The 16,635-nt window shown below is 42.8% G+C and carries 19 protein-coding genes; 10 read left to right on the forward strand and 9 right to left on the reverse strand.

Translation table 11 applies throughout. From position 1 onward, the window contains the following. Window positions 1-89: 89 nt before the first annotated feature. Entirely contained in the window at window positions 90-749 is a 660-nt protein-coding gene (locus ACEWB7_RS11105; protein WP_373686180.1) for a DUF3108 domain-containing protein, read from the reverse strand. A gap of 207 nt (window positions 750-956) precedes the next feature. After that, window positions 957-1,643, reverse strand: coding sequence for a hypothetical protein (locus tag ACEWB7_RS11110; protein ID WP_004786832.1), 687 nt, complete (start codon window positions 1,641-1,643; stop codon window positions 957-959). A gap of 261 nt (window positions 1,644-1,904) precedes the next feature. Between ACEWB7_RS11110 and ACEWB7_RS11115 the strand changes: the two genes are divergently transcribed. Beyond that, window positions 1,905-2,762, forward strand: coding sequence for an energy transducer TonB (locus ACEWB7_RS11115; protein WP_262738777.1), 858 nt, complete (start codon window positions 1,905-1,907; stop codon window positions 2,760-2,762). Here ACEWB7_RS11115 and ACEWB7_RS11120 read toward each other — a convergent pair. From ACEWB7_RS11120 to miaB, 5 genes are all read right to left on the reverse strand, one after another. After that, window positions 2,759-3,160 carry a hypothetical protein gene (locus ACEWB7_RS11120; protein WP_104425710.1) on the reverse strand — a complete coding sequence of 134 codons (402 nt, stop codon included), beginning with the start codon at window positions 3,158-3,160 and terminating at the stop codon, window positions 2,759-2,761. The genes ACEWB7_RS11115 and ACEWB7_RS11120 overlap by 4 nt on opposite strands. 158 nt (window positions 3,161-3,318) lie before the next feature. After that, a complete protein-coding gene (locus ACEWB7_RS11125; RefSeq protein WP_166135597.1) occupies window positions 3,319-3,618 on the reverse strand; it encodes an antibiotic biosynthesis monooxygenase family protein in 300 nt (99 codons plus the stop codon). A 92-nt stretch (window positions 3,619-3,710) separates the two neighbouring features. Continuing rightward, window positions 3,711-4,193 carry an rRNA maturation RNase YbeY gene (gene ybeY / locus ACEWB7_RS11130; protein ID WP_262738771.1) on the reverse strand — a complete coding sequence of 161 codons (483 nt, stop codon included), beginning with the start codon at window positions 4,191-4,193 and terminating at the stop codon, window positions 3,711-3,713. Between the two features lie 34 nt (window positions 4,194-4,227). Continuing rightward, window positions 4,228-5,304 (reverse strand): PhoH family protein, encoded by a 1,077-nt coding sequence (locus tag ACEWB7_RS11135; protein ID WP_004786823.1) that lies wholly within the window; start codon window positions 5,302-5,304, stop codon window positions 4,228-4,230. 38 nt (window positions 5,305-5,342) lie between these two features. After that, the gene (gene miaB, locus ACEWB7_RS11140) at window positions 5,343-6,800 is read right to left on the reverse strand and encodes a tRNA (N6-isopentenyl adenosine(37)-C2)-methylthiotransferase MiaB (protein ID WP_004786821.1); all 1,458 of its coding nucleotides are present in this window, start codon (window positions 6,798-6,800) and stop codon (window positions 5,343-5,345) included. Window positions 6,801-7,134: 334 nt separating this feature from the next. On the opposite strand from miaB, the gene ACEWB7_RS11145 reads away from it, so the two are divergent. From ACEWB7_RS11145 to ACEWB7_RS11170, 6 genes are all read left to right on the forward strand, one after another. Further along, entirely contained in the window at window positions 7,135-9,069 is a 1,935-nt protein-coding gene (locus ACEWB7_RS11145; RefSeq protein ID WP_392390338.1) for a lytic transglycosylase domain-containing protein, read from the forward strand. A gap of 34 nt (window positions 9,070-9,103) precedes the next feature. Beyond that, entirely contained in the window at window positions 9,104-9,742 is a 639-nt protein-coding gene (locus ACEWB7_RS11150; RefSeq protein WP_179992790.1) for a ribonuclease I, read from the forward strand. A gap of 172 nt (window positions 9,743-9,914) precedes the next feature. Then, entirely contained in the window at window positions 9,915-10,901 is a 987-nt protein-coding gene (locus ACEWB7_RS11155) for a malate dehydrogenase (RefSeq protein ID WP_004786815.1), read from the forward strand. Window positions 10,902-11,077: 176 nt separating this feature from the next. Beyond that, window positions 11,078-11,356 (forward strand): DUF2789 family protein, encoded by a 279-nt coding sequence (locus ACEWB7_RS11160; protein WP_004786814.1) that lies wholly within the window; start codon window positions 11,078-11,080, stop codon window positions 11,354-11,356. 46 nt (window positions 11,357-11,402) lie between these two features. Further along, complete coding sequence (locus ACEWB7_RS11165; protein ID WP_034704347.1) at window positions 11,403-11,666, forward strand: DUF2789 family protein; 264 nt, start codon at window positions 11,403-11,405, stop codon at window positions 11,664-11,666. Window positions 11,667-11,782: 116 nt separating this feature from the next. Beyond that, the gene (locus ACEWB7_RS11170) at window positions 11,783-12,040 is read left to right on the forward strand and encodes a DUF2789 family protein (protein WP_004786809.1); all 258 of its coding nucleotides are present in this window, start codon (window positions 11,783-11,785) and stop codon (window positions 12,038-12,040) included. 72 nt (window positions 12,041-12,112) lie between these two features. Here ACEWB7_RS11170 and ACEWB7_RS11175 read toward each other — a convergent pair whose 3' ends face one another. Next, window positions 12,113-12,640 carry a hypothetical protein gene (locus tag ACEWB7_RS11175; protein ID WP_175966086.1) on the reverse strand — a complete coding sequence of 176 codons (528 nt, stop codon included), beginning with the start codon at window positions 12,638-12,640 and terminating at the stop codon, window positions 12,113-12,115. A gap of 71 nt (window positions 12,641-12,711) precedes the next feature. Then, window positions 12,712-13,314, reverse strand: coding sequence for a 2OG-Fe(II) oxygenase (locus tag ACEWB7_RS11180; RefSeq protein WP_004786805.1), 603 nt, complete (start codon window positions 13,312-13,314; stop codon window positions 12,712-12,714). A 113-nt stretch (window positions 13,315-13,427) separates the two neighbouring features. Between ACEWB7_RS11180 and ACEWB7_RS11185 the strand changes: the two genes are divergently transcribed. Genes ACEWB7_RS11185 through ACEWB7_RS11195 form a run of 3 tightly spaced genes read left to right on the forward strand, consistent with a single transcriptional unit; the run spans window position 13,428 to window position 16,248 of the window. Beyond that, complete coding sequence (locus ACEWB7_RS11185; protein WP_004786802.1) at window positions 13,428-14,285, forward strand: 23S rRNA (adenine(2030)-N(6))-methyltransferase RlmJ; 858 nt, start codon at window positions 13,428-13,430, stop codon at window positions 14,283-14,285. A gap of 37 nt (window positions 14,286-14,322) precedes the next feature. Then, window positions 14,323-15,144 (forward strand): CDP-diacylglycerol--serine O-phosphatidyltransferase, encoded by an 822-nt coding sequence (pssA, locus tag ACEWB7_RS11190; RefSeq protein ID WP_262738769.1) that lies wholly within the window; start codon window positions 14,323-14,325, stop codon window positions 15,142-15,144. Window positions 15,145-15,168: 24 nt separating this feature from the next. Beyond that, entirely contained in the window at window positions 15,169-16,248 is a 1,080-nt protein-coding gene (locus ACEWB7_RS11195) for a DUF6670 family protein (RefSeq protein WP_262738768.1), read from the forward strand. Window positions 16,249-16,635: the final 387 nt, after the last annotated feature.

Here is a 16,635-nt window from a genome sequence, read left to right on the forward strand (position 1 = left end):
GGAGAATCCTCAAGAGCAGGTGCTTTTTAAAGCAAAAGCGTATTGTAAAAAGCACCCAAAAAAAATCAAGCGAAATTCACCAAAAAACCTTAGTTCGTTTTACCGTTATAGCCGGTCAGCAGTAAACCGTAAGAGGTTTTCTTGTCGACATGCGATACTTTGACTGGTAAGTAGTCCAGTTTCGGTGCTAACCAGAAAGTAGTTTCACGTCCTGGTTTGTTATGCTTAATCACTACTTTAATGGTACTAAATGAACCATATTTGGTGCTCACCGTTTCTGTACCTTGTTTGACGAATTTACGGCCTTCCACTTCTTTGGCATCAGCAATGTAGTAATTCGATTTTAAACCACCATTTTTCAGGTCTTCACGAATCTGCAATTCAGCATTTAGCTCATCCAGTACATCTGCTCTCCAGGCAAAAGAACGTTTTTCATCATCTTTCTTGGTACTGATCGTTTTGCTAGAAGGATTAAAGTTAATACTCATGGTGTTGCTATGCACCAGAATCTTGCTGGTACGGCTGAAACTGCTTGAACCAATCTTGCCATTATTGAAAGTAAAACGGCTGGTTTCAGTCGCTGAAGCAACGCCACCTGCTTTGGCTGCAAAAACATAGGTCCAGTTATTACCAGATTTGCTCAAAGTACGGGTAGCAGAACCCATATTTTTTCCATTGTAGCTAAACTGATAATTGGCTTGGAAAGGCGCCATGGCGAAGGTCTGGGTGGATAAACCAGTAAGTACCATTGCGGTAGTCAAGCCTGCAGTCACCCCTAAAGTTTTGAATACAGTTTTCGCCATAAAGAATTGTCCTGTGTAATTTCAGATAAAATTGATCACTTTCCACTTTTTATTATTTGGTCAAAATGTGGAAAATGAAGGGAGATTTTCAATAAAAATGTATATTTCATGTAGTTACTGGTGTGTTTGTTTAGGTATTGAATTACACACAGTTTAAGTCGGTTCTTTCTGTTTGATCGGTGTGACTTTATTGTCATCCATGTCGTCTTCGTCCCATTTCTCTTCTTTTTCCTGAGAAAGCTTTCTGAACAGGGCTGCAAGATTCACATTACCAATTACGACGAGCTCAGCTTCACGAAGTACTGCATGGTTCACATGAACCTTACCAAGCGTCTCAATCACCGAGCGGTTTTTACCTAACCAGCGGTTTAAATCCAGATGCAATAAATCATCTTTTACTTTAATGACGCCCAGTTTTTCCAGAATCATGCCAAGAGGGTCCTTATTCAGCACGCGCTGATAGAAAAACAGGGCGAATCGTACCCCCAGTTTATAAAAGACATTTGGGTATTTGGCTTCAATCAACTGAGTATCACTGATCTGTTCAAATACGATGAGCTGCGTATTCTTATTTAACTCCATTTGCACCAGTTTTAAATCAACTGATAAGGTCACGTTCAACCCTTTATAGTCCAGCGTGGCATAGAGTCGTAACCAGTCATCATGCAGATCGGCATGCAGATCTTTCAGCATGGAAACATTGTCAGTGACAAAACGTTGAAATGTCGCATTCAGGAAAACTTGAGACAAAGGAAATTCGCGTTCATCCTCAATAAATCCTTCCGCCTTTTGATATGCCTGGCGAATTTTATTAGAAATATTGGAAATTAGCGTTTGCATCTTTAAGCGTCCTGGCAACTATATGTTTTAATTCGAAGTGTATCTTGTCGAATTGTATAAAAAATACAAGAGTTTCAGCTTGCAGTTTAGCAAAATAAATAGCACCATTTTTAGGGTTTTAGTTATCTAACGTTGAAGATTTGATGGGTTTGGCATTTTTAAAAGAAAAATGCAAAGCCGTTTATTTTTTAATTTTAAAAATGCTGTTTGGGGGATGGACTCAAGTCTGGGTTCGTAGCGATGAGATCAACCATGATATTAATGCCTCTGGTCAAAGCCTGGTGGAAAGATCCAATTTTTAATAGCGCCGTATTTGCAGCTGTTATTTTGCACGTGATTTTTCTCACGCTGGAATTTGGTATGCCACAAGATCAGGAGAGCATGACTAAAGAGATTGCGGTCAGTATTCGTCAAACTGATGAAAAAATTGAGCAAGCAGATTTTCTGGCTCAAACTGATCAGCAAGGTTCAGGTAAATTTCGTGAAGCACATCGTATGTCGAGCGATATGCCTGCACCGTTGATGGAGCAAAAGACCGGAGAAGAGCAGCAAGAAAGTCCGGACATGTTGCAACAGCAGCGCGAATTAAGCTTTGAAGAAAAAGTACTGATGACGACTTTAAGCTGGCAAAAACAGGCGGAAGAAAATCAGCGCAAAAAAATGCAGGAACAGTTACAAAGTCAGTTTCAGGCCAAAGCCGCTATGGTAGCCAGTCTTGAAGCCCAATATCTGCAACGACAACAAAACTTCAGTCGTCAGCAAAAAATTAAAACCGTAGATGGTATCCAGTCTAAACAGGATGTCTCTGCGGCTTATCTGGAAAAATTCCGTCAGAAAGTGGAGTTCTATGGTAACCGCTATTATCCAGACGCGGCCAAACAGCAGAATCTGGCAGGAGAGGTACGCTTGATGGTGATCTTGAACCAGAACGGCGGAATCCGTGCAATTCGCTTAATTGACAGTTCAGGGCATAATTTGCTAGATGAAGCTGCAAAATCTTCAGTACGCAAGGCAGCACCATTCGGAGCATTTGATGCCAAGATGTCGGATATTTCCGAGCTGAGAATTATTCGAACCTGGCGTTTTGATCCGGCTGAAGCGGAGTTTGAGGTGCGTTAATCTGGGCGCTTCGCCTGTATATAACTACCTTGCTGAGTTCCATCGTCCCAGACCACATTTAAATGGTTTTCATCTATGGCTAGATATTTGGGAAATATCATCAAGTCCTGGTACTTTGGATCTGCTTTTAAGCCAATACACTCTTTATTTTGCCACCATGTTCCTTCGGCAAATTGATCCAGAGCACCATAGGCCAGATACCATTTAAAGGTACCATCTGCTTGTAACAGCAACTCCGAACCTAATTCCATAACTCCGTTTAAATAATAATGGCCTGCCCATGAGCTTTGGTTCTGTTGAAATTTAATTTTTGGGCACATGGGAATTGAGTGGGCATAAAGTGATGAACACAGCCAGGGAGAGAAAATAAGTAATGCAGTCGAGAACAATCTTTTCATTACGTTCTCCTAAAATTTTTGAAGCACAGTTCTTTGTTAAAGTTCATTATGTGCTTATGTATTTCTGGAAGAAATCATGAATGCGTAAGCAGATATTTTTTTAAAACTCTGTATCTAAGAACAGATCAAGAAAAAAATAAATAAGGATCGATGAGTATTTAATTTAACTGTGCATCATAGCGCCGTAAAACTTCACAGACTTCCACGCTGAAATATGTATACCAGCTATATTTTCCTAGCTCTTGAGCGGCCTGATGTTCAGCATCTTCATGCCAGGCGCGAATATCATGAAGACTGTTCCAGTAAGAAAGCGCAATTTCCTGAGTACCTTCGGTTAAAGCTTCAAAATACTGGCAATGAAATTGTGAAAGGGCTCTTTCTCTCATTCGCTGGGCTGTTTCAAAATAACACTGATCTAATTCTTTAATTTGCGCTTTGAAAATCACGACATATTGCATGGAGGTTTTTATTTTATTTCTTAAATTGAGCTTATTATGAAGTGAATAAAATAAAAAAAGCGAGCCTTAGCCCGCTTTTTAATTATTGAATTTTAATCTCTTTCCAGATAAGGATTAGCAATACCCAGTTTGTCCAGAATCTCGATCTCAATGCCTTCCATTTCTTCAGCATCTTCCTCCGAAGTTTCATGGTCATAACCTATCAGATGCAAAGTGCCATGTACCAGCATATGGGTGAAATGGAGCAGTGGAGCTTTGGCCTGTTCAGCAGCTTCACGCAGCACTACTGGAATACAAATCACCAAATCACCGATCGGGAAAGCATCCAGAACCTGTGCCATTTCATCTGGAAGTTCACTTGGAAAAGACAGGACATTGGTCGGTTTATCCTTGCCGCGATATTCCAGATTGAGTTTATGACTTTCGTCATTATCGACACAGGCAATGCCAATTTCACAATCACTTTGGGTACCGATATGGCGCAAAGTGGTTTCTACAACTTTTTTAATATAGGCACGTTTCAGCACCAGTTCTGGTGACTGAAAGTCCTGTTGCAGGGAGAGACTAAGTTTCAACGTGAATCCTTAAAAATTAAATAACAATGCAGCTTTAATGCTGTGCATCAGCCGCAGCATCATTCTCGGCTATCAAGGCTTCCTGACGGGCTTTACGCTCAGCACGAGCCTCAGCGCTTAAACGCTGCTGTTCACTGTCCCAGCCTTCGTAGGCTTCAACAATTTTCTGAACCAGCTGGTGACGCACGACGTCACGAGAATGGAAACGGGTAATATGAATTTCAGGGATTTTATCAATCACACGTAAGGCATGTGCCAGACCAGACTGCTGACCTCGTGGTAAATCCACCTGAGTCACGTCACCAGTAATCACTGCACGTGAACCGAAACCTAAACGGGTCAGGAACATCTTCATCTGTTCAGGTGTAGTGTTCTGGGCTTCGTCCAGAATCACAAAAGAATGATTCAGGGTACGACCACGCATATAGGCAAGCGGTGCAACTTCAATAATCTGACGTTCGATCAGCTTGGCCACTTTTTCGAAACCAAGCATCTCATACAAGGCATCATAAAGGGGACGCAAATACGGATCGATCTTCTGGGTTAAATCCCCCGGCAGGAATCCAAGTTTTTCACCCGCTTCAACTGCAGGACGAACCAGTAAGATACGCTGGATTTCATTACGCTCCAGCATATCTACAGCGGCTGCAACGGCGAGATAGGTTTTACCGGTACCCGCAGGGCCAATACCAAAGGAAATATCACTTTGCAGAATACGCTGTACATAACGTTTCTGGTTGGCACCGCGAGGATTGATCCGGCCTTTGCGCGTCTGCAGCCAGACATTGTCCAGACCGGTATGTTCCTGTTCTTCCAGGTTCTCCTGGAGTTCACGATCGGTCTGGCTACCTTGAATCATCATATGCAAAGTATCTGCACTGATCTGCTGGCTGTGTTCAGATTCTTCATGAAGACGTTGCAAGAGCATTTCGGCTCTCTCAACGGCATCGATTCCACCATCGATAAAGAAACTTTCACCTCGGTGGGAAATTTTGACGTCTAAACGTTGTTCAATTTGTTTCAAATGACCGTTATAGGCACCTAAGACGGCTTGTAAACGGTCCATCGAAATTCCAGGAAAAGCTACTGTACGTCGAATCGTTGCAGTCAAGAGTGTTCCTTTTAGAAGTGTACGTTATATGCTCTACATTACGCCACGTCAGGCTCAAGATTCAAGAGCTCACCGTAAACTAAATTTAAAGTTTTAATTTCGGTAATTTCGATCTCTGCAAAACGTCCTACCCACGATGCATCGCCAATAAAGGTGACATAACGGGTGTTGTCTGCTGTACCGACCAGAACGTTCGGATCTTTATCAGAAACTTTCTCAACCAGTACGCGCTGGACTGTACCGAGCATGGCATCTGTTTTACGAATACTGGACTGTTTAATCCAGTCCTGAACTTTGGCCAAGCGTTCTTTTTTCACCTGTTCAGGTGTCGTATCTTCCAGCTCTGCGGCAGGGGTGCCCGGACGTTTGGAATAAACAAAACTATAAGAATGGTCGAAATCCAGATCCTGAATAAACTGATAGGTTTCTTCGAAGTTCTCATCGGTTTCGCCCGGGAAGCCGATAATAAAGTCTGAAGATAAATGCATGTCTGGACGAACTTTACGTAACTTTTCGATTTTCTCGATATACACATCAATGGTGTGGTTACGTTTCATCGCCTGCAATACATCATTGGAACCGCTTTGTACCGGCAGATGCAGATGCGACACCATCTGTGGCAGGTCACGGTAGCACTGGATCAAATCATCATTGAATTCCAGTGGATGCGAAGTGGTATAACGAATACGGCCGATCCCCGGAATTTCTGCAACCAAACGTAACAGATCGGCAAAAGTACAGATTTTACCGTCGAAGGTTTCACCGCGATAACCATTTACGTTTTGACCGAGCAGGGAAATCTCACGCACGCCTTTTTCTGCCAAGCCAGCAATTTCTGCCAGAACGTCATCCAGTGGACGAGATACTTCTTCGCCACGTGTATATGGAACTACACAGAAAGAACAGTATTTTGAACAGCCTTCCATGATCGAAACAAAGGCTTTATAACCTTCAACACGTGGTTCAGGCAGGAAGTCAAATTTTTCGATGTCCGGGAACGAAATATCCACCAGCTTGATTTTTTCTTTTTTCGGTTTTTCGACCTGCTCAAAATGCTGGTCCAGCATTTGCGGTAAACGGTGCAGGGTTTGCGGACCAAAAATCATGTCTACATAATTGGCACGTTTCTGGATATTGTCACCTTCCTGAGAAGCCACACATCCACCGACACCAATAATCAGATCCGGATTTTTTTCTTTCAGCTTGCGCCAGCGGCCCAATTCTGAGAATACTTTTTCTTGTGCCTTTTCACGGATCGAGCAGGTATTCATCAGCAGAATATCCGCTTCTTTAGGATCGGTGGTCAGCACATAGCCGTGGGAATCGCCCAGCAGATCTGCCATACGGTGACTGTCATACTCATTCATCTGACACCCTTGCGTTTCGATATACAGTTTTTTAACTGAACCATCGATGGCTGGGGTGTGCGCTGGCTGGGTGACAGTGTTTTCTGAGGCAGCTGGGGCACCATTCGGAATGAAGGTTTGAACCGTCATGTAGGCTCCTACAAGGTAATACGTCGAAAGAGTGAACGAATAACCTGTTTGCATAGGCAAACGGGTAAATAAAAATTCAATTCACGTTCTGAAATCTTTAAAAGGCGCATATTTTAGCAGGAAAGTCGCTTAAACTTATAGCCTAAAATGCGGCTGGGAAAATATTGATTTATGGACAAAAAGTGTCTGAAAATTAATATTGTCTAATCATAAGGTTACATAAGTGAACAATACAGTGGGTTATAATTTTCCGGCTAACTCTTATGATAGGCAACAGGGGCTGGGCGAAAACTCGATGATAGAAGGCAAATTGATGTTTAAACACACTAAAAATATGAAGAAATATTATAAATTACTAAGCTTGAGTGTGGCGTGTCTCTGTTCAATGAGTGTGCAGGCAGCAGAAGAACAATTTAATGATGCCTTACGCGCGGCAAATGCTGGAAATATCGGACAATTACAACAATATCAGTCTGCCATGCAAAATGATGTCTTGGGCTATTATCCTGAATACTGGATTCTGAACCAGAATCTTGGCTCACAACCTGCCAGTCAAATTATCAGTTTCGCCCAACGTTATCCTCAGTCGGCTATGGCAGAAAAACTCGCAGCCGATTATGTCGAAGAAAAAGTCAAAATGGCTGACTTTTCTACTGCGCAACCAGTTCTGCAATATGTCACCAATGCCGATCCGGCTGAAGCCTGTGCAGTTGCACAAGTCCGTGCCAAAAGTGGCGATCAGCTGGTTTATGCTGAGTTTAAGGATGTTTGGCTAACCACCAATTCTCAACCTGAGTCTTGTACAGGCTTGGGACGCATGATGTTATCCAGTCCGCTTATGACCAATGAAGACCGCCAGCAGCGTTTGTGGGTGCAATTACGTGCTGGTCAGTCTGGACAGGCTATTGCCACTGCACAAGGTTTAGGGCTTAACCTGTCTCTGGCTCAGCTCAATACGATTCAGGCCAATCCAACCAATTATTTATGGTCAGCCCCTAAAAGTACTGCCGCTGATCATGCCTATCTGATTTATGCGTTGGGGCGTCTGGCAGATAGCGATCTTGATTCAGCAATGTCCATTGTAAAACGTACTGCTGAAGGCACACCGGTACAAGTACAAAAAACACTATTCAGAACTGTGGGTTATATCGGCGGCACTACGGTAATGAAAAATAACTTCAACCGTGAAGTGCTGAACTATCTGGATGCCAGTTATGGTTTGCCATTTAGTCCGGAAGAAGCCGAAATTTATGCCCGTCAGGCGATTCGTTTTAGTGCCTGGGAAAGTCTGATTCGTGCCATTGATGCCATGAGCGTGAACCAGAAACAGGAAGACCGCTGGCAATACTGGCTGGCACGTGCCAGTGAACAGCGCACAGATCGCGCTTCAAAACAGGCAGCAGAAAGTATCTATAAAAAACTGGCAGTCGGCGAGGATTATCATAACCTGCTAGCACGGGATAGATTAGGCCAGTTAACGGCTTCTACACCGAACTCGGCACAGCCATCCAGTCAGGCCATGCAACGTCTGAATCAGGATATTCATTTCCGCCGTGCTTTTGCCTTGCGTAATATTAATGCGCCAGAAAATTATATTAACCGTGAATGGAACTGGGCAGTTCGTCAGGCTTATTTAAGAAAAGATGACGATTTACTGTTGGCAGCAGCCAAACGTGCGATGGATATGGGCTGGTATGACCGTGCCATTTATGCAGCAGATCGTACTGCGGACAAGCATAATTACAACTATCGTTATCCGATGCCACATCAGAATTATGTCGTGAGCCATAGCCGTAATGCCGGCATTGATGCTGCCTGGGCTTATGGTTTGATGCGTCAGGAAAGCCGGTTTAATACCGGCGCACGCTCTCATGTGGGTGCAGGCGGTTTGATGCAGATCATGCCGGACACCGCCAAACTGGTCGCTCGTCAAATGGGTGAAGCCTATAACCCGGCAGCCTTAACTGATATGAACACCAATATCCGTTACGGAACTTACTATTTATCAACAATTCAGCGTCAATTGAGCAATAGTCCAGTACTGGCTACAGCAGGTTATAATGCCGGCCCGAACCGTGCCCGCCGTTGGCAACCCGAATTCCAAAGTATTGCTGCGGATCAATATACCGAAACCATTCCTTTACTGGAAACGCGAGATTATGTGAAACATGTCATGACGAACGCGACATATTACGGTATTTTATTGGGACAGGGCGCACAATCGGTCGGTAAGCGTATGCAAGCCATTCCGTTACGTAATACACCATAGCATTCAAAAAATCTAAGGGAAGGATAGTTTGTTGATCAAGGGAATAAGGGGTGCTCAAATTTCTGCTGGATGGGCTGCGCTTTTATTTTTAGCAGCAAGTCCAGCTGCCTTTGCACTGCCAACGGGTTATGTCATGGACATCCAGATGGTACCGGCACTTTGCAGTCTGGATCCGGCCTACAGTAAAAAAAGAAAATGTCTTGAAGGTTATTCCCTAAATATTTCTGGTCTCTATCCTCAAACCACATCAACACATTGCACTACTACCAGTTCTGCGAAGTTACCGCCTTTGCAGGCTAAAGTGGTGGCCCGTATCATGCCGGATGAAAATACCCGCGCATTGCTCTGGCATAATATTGGCGGCTGTATTCCGATGAATGCCACGCAGTATTTTCGTACGGTGATCAATCATGCTGATCGTCTGAAAGTTCCAGAAGAACTTACTGAGCAGGAAAGCCATACCGTTTCCATTGATATGCTGCGTTCCAAATTTCTGAAAATCAATCCGCAACTGCCTTCAACAGCATTGCGTTTTAACTGCCATCAGACCCGCGCATCCAGTCTGCTGACGTCGATTCAGGTCTGCTACAACGCCAATGGCGGCTATAAAGGCTGTCCTGCAAACATTATTAATACATGCCCAAAAACTGTCACAATAAAAGGGACATACTAAGCTTTTTAGCCAAATTAATTTATATTTCCTATCATACTTTTGTTGAAATCCATTCTCTTTTACATGCATCTCGAAGAGGATTGGAGTACAATCTTTGCCGTTTATGATTATTAAGATTAGATAGAACAGCTATTTAATCATTATGACGATCCTCTCAATTGGAGATAATTACATGAAGCAACCTGTTCGCGTTGCCGTTACTGGCGCTGCTGGTCAAATTGGTTACAGCCTATTATTCCGTATCGCAAGCGGTGAAATGCTTGGTAAAGACCAACCAGTTATTCTTCAATTATTAGAAATTCCTGTTGAGAAAGCTCAGCAAGCGCTTAAAGGCGTAATGATGGAACTAGACGACTGTGCTTTCCCATTATTGGCGGGCATGATCGGTACTGATGATCCTAAAGTAGCTTTCAAAGATGCAGACTATGCTCTATTAGTTGGTTCACGTCCACGTGGTCCTGGTATGGAACGTGCTGACCTTCTTAAAGTAAACGGCGAAATCTTCATTGGTCAAGGCCAAGCACTGAACGAAGTTGCTAGCCGTGACGTTAAAGTTCTTGTTGTAGGTAACCCTGCTAACACTAACGCTTACATCGCTATGAAATCTGCTCCAGATCTTCCAGCGAAAAACTTCACAGCAATGTTGCGTCTTGACCACAACCGTGCGTTAACTCAACTTGCTCAAAAAGCGGGTGTTGCAGTTTCTGACATCGAAAACATGACTGTTTGGGGTAACCACTCTCCAACAATGTATGCTGACTACCGTTTTGCTAACGTAAACGGCGAAAGCTTGAAAGACAAAATCAACGATGCAGCTTGGAACAAAGACGTATTCCTTCCAACTGTTGGTAAACGTGGTGCTGCGATCATCGAAGCACGTGGTCTGTCTTCTGCTGCTTCTGCTGCGAACGCTGCAATCGACCATATGCGCGATTGGGCTCTTGGCACAAACGGCAAATGGGTAACTATGGGTATTCCTTCTGACGGTTCTTATGGTATCCCTGAAGGCGTAATGTTCGGTTTCCCTGTAACTACTGAAAACGGTGAATACAAAATCGTTCAAGGTCTTGAAATCGACGAATTCAGCCGTGAACGTATTAATGTTACACTGAACGAGCTTGAAGAAGAGCGCGCTGCAGTTGCTGACATGATCAAATAATTTAATCTTTTAAGATTAAGTTAAGAAAAGCACTCCATTTGGGGTGCTTTTTTATTGCTATTTCTAAAAAATTAAAGAACAAAAAATAACATCTTGTGAAGGAGCGACAACTGAACTTTGCGAGTAGCTCATCTAGTTTAATAAGAAGAATCATCAACAAAAGAGGAGGTACTGAGATGTTAGAGCAGCGACCTACCATGGAACTTTTTTTTGAGCAACTCGGTTTGGATTCAAGCCCGGAAGCAATCGATGAATTTATTAAAACCCACCAAATTGGGATGGATGTCCCCTTACATAAAGCTCCTTTCTGGACTAAGAACCAGCATGATTTTTTGATTGGCCACTGGAAAGAAGATGATGACTGGGCAATTTTCGTAGATGTACTCAATGAGCAATTGCATATTGAGGCAGAGGGCAGTGGTTCTTGTGATCTGCCTTCTTCTAAGCGTCAATAATATTTTCAAATCAACGAACTGATTATTTTTATGATGGAGTGAGCGAATGGTATTAGAACAGCAAGTGTCTTTAGAATTATTATTTGAGCAATTAGGCTTGCCTGCTGATGAAGCATCAATTGATGAATTTACCAAAAATCATCAGCTACCATCCGAAGTGATTTTGCCGGATGCAGATTTCTGGAATGAGGGGCAAAGCGCTTTTCTTCGCGAACACTGGCATCAGGATGATGAATGGATCGTAATCATTGATAAATTGAACCAGCTTTTACATGTCGAAAGTGATAAAGAAGGTCCTGAAAACACTTAAGGGTTCTTTATACAAAAAGACACAACAAAACCTAGTCCTTTGACTAGGTTTTTTTTGTCTTATCTTATAAGTTAGTCCTATAAACAACTACAATATATCTGATATAAGGAGGGCATATGCTCGGGAAGAACCAACCATCCTTAGAAATGTTATTTTCTCAACTCGGTCTGGCTAATAGCCCGGCGGCAATTGAGCTTTATGTGCGTACTCATCAGCTACCTGCCCATATGTCATTGCATGAAGCACCGTTCTGGAATAAAGCGCAGCGTTCGCTGTTGATTAGTCATCTGGTACAGGATGATGACTGGGCAATCTGGATTGATGAACTGAATCAGCAATTGCATCTGGATGCAGATCGACGTCGTCTGGCTTGAGTCAATTAAATTAATTCATAAAAAATGCCTCATCAATGTGAGGCATTTTTTATAAGAACAGATTTTGTTGTTCTAGTGCATACGGCTACGCAGAATCTGAATAAACCATTCCAGTTGACGATATTCATCAAATGCCGGATGCTGGCCTACCAGTTCATGGTCAAAATGGGCCGTTTTGCTGTACTTATTTAGCCAGTGACGAGTCATGGCAGGTTCTTTCTTACTGGCAGATGCATAAGCCAAGAAGAAATAAATATCCGCATGCTCATAATTGGTCATTGGTTTTAGAATCTGCTGGGTAATAAGCGCATAACGATCTTCTTTGGTCAGTTCAAAGTAGATCATATAGGCTTTGGCCAGATGCAAAGACAGATTGATATACAAATCCAGTGGCATTTCTTCAAATTCAATCCGGCCCTGCTCCAGTAGAACAATCGCTTCTTGCAGGAAATGAACCTGCTCCTGACGTAACTGGCTGATGGTCACCAGTTGCAGACGAAGATCAGCCCGTTCAAGCGCCAACTCAGGCGTATTGCCATTTAAAAACAGCTGATCTGTTTCACCAATGCGTGTAATGATCTCTTTGGGGGTTGGTCGCATGAACGCAGTCCTCATATCTCAATGATTGCTATATGAGGCTGAAAATTGAAATTTAAAGCATTGAAAAAGGATTAGAGCAAACGGGTATCACTTCTTAACCAGGCGGTGATTGATAAACGTTGATGTTTGGCTTTTAAAACTTCATGCATTAAATCACTTTGGAATAAGGCAATACGGTTTGGCTTAGGCTGGATAATATGCCATTGATCATTTTTATCCTGCAGATGTAATTCGCCGCCCCAGTTATCTTGCCAATCATCATGCAGATAATAAACCGCAGAAATCATCCGGCCATTTTTACCTTGAGGATTATCGCGATGCAGGGCATAGAACTCGCCCGCGTTATAGCAGGCAAAATGGGCTTCTACATCTTTAATACCGAGGAAGAAAGCGCGGTTCAGCTCATGACCTAAGGCCTGTAAAGTTTGCACATGCTGGTTCGAAATTTCCAGATCTTCATTGAGCCAGAGAATATGATCACTGCGGATATTGCTAACTACGCCATTCTGAATGGCTGCATCACGAAAGCGTTCCAGATTGCTGGTACATTCAGCAATCAGCTGTTCAACATAGGATGGGGCATAAGCATTGTCGATCATGCTAAAACCATGCTGATCTAGATCATCAATAATCTGATCAACTGGCCAGGTTGCCGGGAGTTGAACTGCTTCCATAGAAACTCACCTAGAAGGGTAAATTGGGGTCGCGCTATTCTATGTAAGAATCGGGTCTGAACGAAACTATTTTTCATGTTAAAATAGCGGTTGATATTAGGAATTAATGAAACATGAATTACCGTCACCATTACCATGCTGGCAACTTTGCCGATGTCATGAAGCATGTATTGCTGCTTCAATTATTGACTCGACTCAATGCAAAAGATAAACCATATCGCTATGTGGATACACATGGTGGTGCAGGTAAATATGATTTATCCACCTCTGAAGCACAAAAGTCAGGGGAATTCCTGAACGGTATTCATCGTCTGATCAAGCTGGATGATTCGGTCAAGCGTAATGCGCCAGAAGGTGTACAACAATATTTAAAAATTGTTGAGAAAATGCGTGAAAACTTTGGTAAAGGTGCATATCCGGGTTCACCATGGTTTGCGCTGGAAGGCATGCGTGAAATTGACAAGGCCACCATTTTTGAAATGCAGCGTGATGTGTTTCAGCAGCTACGTCATAACATTTTCGACAAACGTGCCGGTCTGCATGAGCGCGATGCATATGAAGGCTTACTCGCAGTCATTCCACCCAAAGAAAAACGTGGTCTGGTGATGATCGATCCGCCGTATGAGCTGGAGCGTAAAGACTTCCCGCAACTGGTTGAATTACTGGTGGCTGCTTATAAAAAATGGCCGACAGGCGTATTTGCAGTTTGGTACCCAATTAAAGACCGTGCCATGATTGAACGTTTCGAGAAGAAAATGTTCAAGACCGGGATTCGCCGTCAGTTGGTATGTGAAATCTGTGTATGGCCAGATGATACACCAGTGGGTTTAAATGGTTGTGGTTTACTGGTGATTAACCCACCTTGGAAGTTCTCTGAAGATGCAGACGAAGCGCTGCAATGGTTATTTCCGCATTTACGTATGCAGGAAAATGGCGGTCATGCTGCAGTTCGTTGGTTAGTAGGCGAATAATATTTTAAAGATCGGGTCATAGTTAGGATCGACAAGAATGACAAGTACAAATAAGCCGGAAAACGAATCTTCCAAAGATTTGCCATTTGATGGCATCACCTTCGAGGTGGAAGAGGTAGAACATACCCAGGAAGGGCAAAGAGTTAAGCGTCGAGGTATCTATCTGTGGCCTAACCTGATTACAACCGCTGCGTTGTTATCAGGCTTTTACTCGATTATTGCCAGTATGAATGGCGAATTCCAGCAAGCCATTTATGCGATTTTCCTGGCGGCCTTATTCGATGGTCTGGATGGCCGTGTGGCGCGCGCTATTGGTGCACAAAGTCCGTTTGGTGAGCAGTTTGACTCACTGTCTGACATGTTAGCCTTCGGTGTTGCACCCGCGATTCTGATGTATAGCTGGGGTTTGAGCGACCTCGGTCGTATCGGTCTGGCGGCTTGTTTTGTCTATACGGCTTGTGCGGCTTTCCGTCTAGCCCGCTTTAATGTTCAGATTAGCGTAGTGGATAAACGCTATTTTATTGGCGTTGCAAGTCCATTAGCAGCCGTCATTATTATTTCACTGGTCTGGGTAGGATTGGACTTCCCGGCTGTGTTTGATATTCGTGATTTTACTGTACAAATCATTAATGCTGCGATTATCGTAATCGTTGGCTTGTTGATGATTTCCAATATCAAATACTATTCATTTAAAACCGTAGAGCGTAGACGGGTGCCGTTTTTCGTGTTGCCAATCGCAGTGTTTATCTTTGCAGCGATGACTTATAATATTCCGGTAGGGATTCTCGTGATCTCTGTCATCTATGCCTTGTCTGGTTTCCTTACAACATTTATGGCAAAAAGACAGAGTACCTTATAACAATATAAAAATAAGGAGTTTGAGATGCAGTTTCTTCAAGATTTTCTAGATCGTTCGAAACAGCTGAATCAGACTCCTGCTGTTTCCCAGCATAATCTTGCCTATCATGGACCAAACCAGAAATATAAAATTATTCATCAGGGCCTGACGCTTCCTGATCTGCCTGCACCCCTTCATTATCTTAACTTTTTGAGTATCATCGGTCAGCCTAATGCACCGATGTTGGCAAACCCGAGTGCTATTCAAACCAATGCACTGGATACAGTCACAGTAATCTGTAGTACCAGTCCGCATATGGCAGGACAATTAAATTGCTATTCAATCAAAAAGGATTGCAAGTTTCAGTATGGCCTGTTTCAGTTTCTGGATCGTGAAAAACTGACAGGCGACTTTCCGCATTTTCGTTTACAGCGTTTTGATTCTGAACTGAGCTTTGATCTCAGCATCCATACGACCAATCTGATTTCACACTTCACCCAAATGCGCTTTGCACTGGCTGATCATTGGTCTTTGCTCTGTTATTGTCAGGGTACCTTACATTATAAAGATCAGAAATATCTTATTAAGAGCTTAGGTAGTTTTGAATTTGCACGAAGCTTTAATTTTCCCTATTTGCCTTTAGCCTTTCTGACTTATCAGATTATTAACCTGAGTGAAGGACGACAATTATTACTGGCACAAATTCGGGATAGTCTGAACAGCATTGTGCAGTCACGAATTTATCTGCGTGACCTGAAAAATATGACCAGTCAAATGTTCGATCAAAAAGTCTATTTTAAGGTGCATCGGGTTTATCCGAGTGTGACTACCCCAAATGGGCAAAAGATGTATCTGCCGCGTGAGTTTGAATGGTGCTATGAAGATGGCAAAGGAACACAGATCTGGTTGCAGGGACAAAGCCGGGGAGATTTCAAATTTGGTCTGGCTGCCGGTTATGTTGGAAGCTTTAATTACGAAGTCAGAATTAATGGCGAAACTGAGCATGGGGACGGGGGCTATTGTGAATATATAGATTGCCGCTCCTTGCGCTTTCAGGAACACAATAAAAAAGAGAAATTATTAAGTACATTGGCCAATCCTGTACCTTTAATGCTCAAAAAATAGGGAAAATCGGTATTTTTGTAGAAATAATAATCAACTGAAGTGTTTTCTTAAAAATAGGGGTTGCGCTTGTTTGGGATTGGTCTATAATGCACATCCATCGGCGGTGATGAAGATTAAAACTTCTGATAAAACAGTAACTTAGCATGAAATGGTTGAGTTGGGTTTTAGAAAGAAAGTTTAAAAATAATTTTCATTACTGGTTGACTTTCTAGAGATAGAGAGTAATATAGCCGACCTAGCTTGATGCTGACGAAGCATTGAGAAGATCATTAAGAGATTATGAAGAACAACTTGTGTGGATTTTTACTGGTTGATTGATCGAAATTATTTTCATTGATTGATTGGTTTAAATTACTCGAAGTTTATTTGAGCGAAATTTAAGTCAGA

The sequence above is a fragment of the Acinetobacter sp. NIOH-H-8 genome, from assembly GCF_046635365.1.
Taxonomy (GTDB): domain Bacteria; phylum Pseudomonadota; class Gammaproteobacteria; order Pseudomonadales; family Moraxellaceae; genus Acinetobacter.

What these genes read in the sequence shown, in the direction of transcription:
- ACEWB7_RS11120 (WP_104425710.1), bottom strand. Translation starts at nt 3,160, where the DNA reads ATGAAAAGATTGTTCTCGACTGCATTACTTATTTTCTCTCCCTGGCTG.
- ACEWB7_RS11185 (WP_004786802.1), top strand. Translation starts at nt 13,428, where the DNA reads ATGAATTACCGTCACCATTACCATGCTGGCAACTTTGCCGATGTCATG.
- miaB (WP_004786821.1), bottom strand. Translation starts at nt 6,800, where the DNA reads ATGACGGTTCAAACCTTCATTCCGAATGGTGCCCCAGCTGCCTCAGAA.
- ACEWB7_RS11110 (WP_004786832.1), bottom strand. Translation starts at nt 1,643, where the DNA reads ATGCAAACGCTAATTTCCAATATTTCTAATAAAATTCGCCAGGCATAT.
- ACEWB7_RS11165 (WP_034704347.1), top strand. Translation starts at nt 11,403, where the DNA reads ATGGTATTAGAACAGCAAGTGTCTTTAGAATTATTATTTGAGCAATTA.
- ACEWB7_RS11155 (WP_004786815.1), top strand. Translation starts at nt 9,915, where the DNA reads ATGAAGCAACCTGTTCGCGTTGCCGTTACTGGCGCTGCTGGTCAAATT.
- ACEWB7_RS11180 (WP_004786805.1), bottom strand. Translation starts at nt 13,314, where the DNA reads ATGGAAGCAGTTCAACTCCCGGCAACCTGGCCAGTTGATCAGATTATT.
- ACEWB7_RS11170 (WP_004786809.1), top strand. Translation starts at nt 11,783, where the DNA reads ATGCTCGGGAAGAACCAACCATCCTTAGAAATGTTATTTTCTCAACTC.
- ACEWB7_RS11105 (WP_373686180.1), bottom strand. Translation starts at nt 749, where the DNA reads ATGGTACTTACTGGTTTATCCACCCAGACCTTCGCCATGGCGCCTTTC.
- pssA (WP_262738769.1), top strand. Translation starts at nt 14,323, where the DNA reads ATGACAAGTACAAATAAGCCGGAAAACGAATCTTCCAAAGATTTGCCA.
- ACEWB7_RS11160 (WP_004786814.1), top strand. Translation starts at nt 11,078, where the DNA reads ATGTTAGAGCAGCGACCTACCATGGAACTTTTTTTTGAGCAACTCGGT.
- ACEWB7_RS11145 (WP_392390338.1), top strand. Translation starts at nt 7,135, where the DNA reads ATGAAGAAATATTATAAATTACTAAGCTTGAGTGTGGCGTGTCTCTGT.
- ACEWB7_RS11175 (WP_175966086.1), bottom strand. Translation starts at nt 12,640, where the DNA reads ATGCGACCAACCCCCAAAGAGATCATTACACGCATTGGTGAAACAGAT.
- ACEWB7_RS11115 (WP_262738777.1), top strand. Translation starts at nt 1,905, where the DNA reads ATGCCTCTGGTCAAAGCCTGGTGGAAAGATCCAATTTTTAATAGCGCC.
- ACEWB7_RS11125 (WP_166135597.1), bottom strand. Translation starts at nt 3,618, where the DNA reads ATGCAATATGTCGTGATTTTCAAAGCGCAAATTAAAGAATTAGATCAG.
- ACEWB7_RS11195 (WP_262738768.1), top strand. Translation starts at nt 15,169, where the DNA reads ATGCAGTTTCTTCAAGATTTTCTAGATCGTTCGAAACAGCTGAATCAG.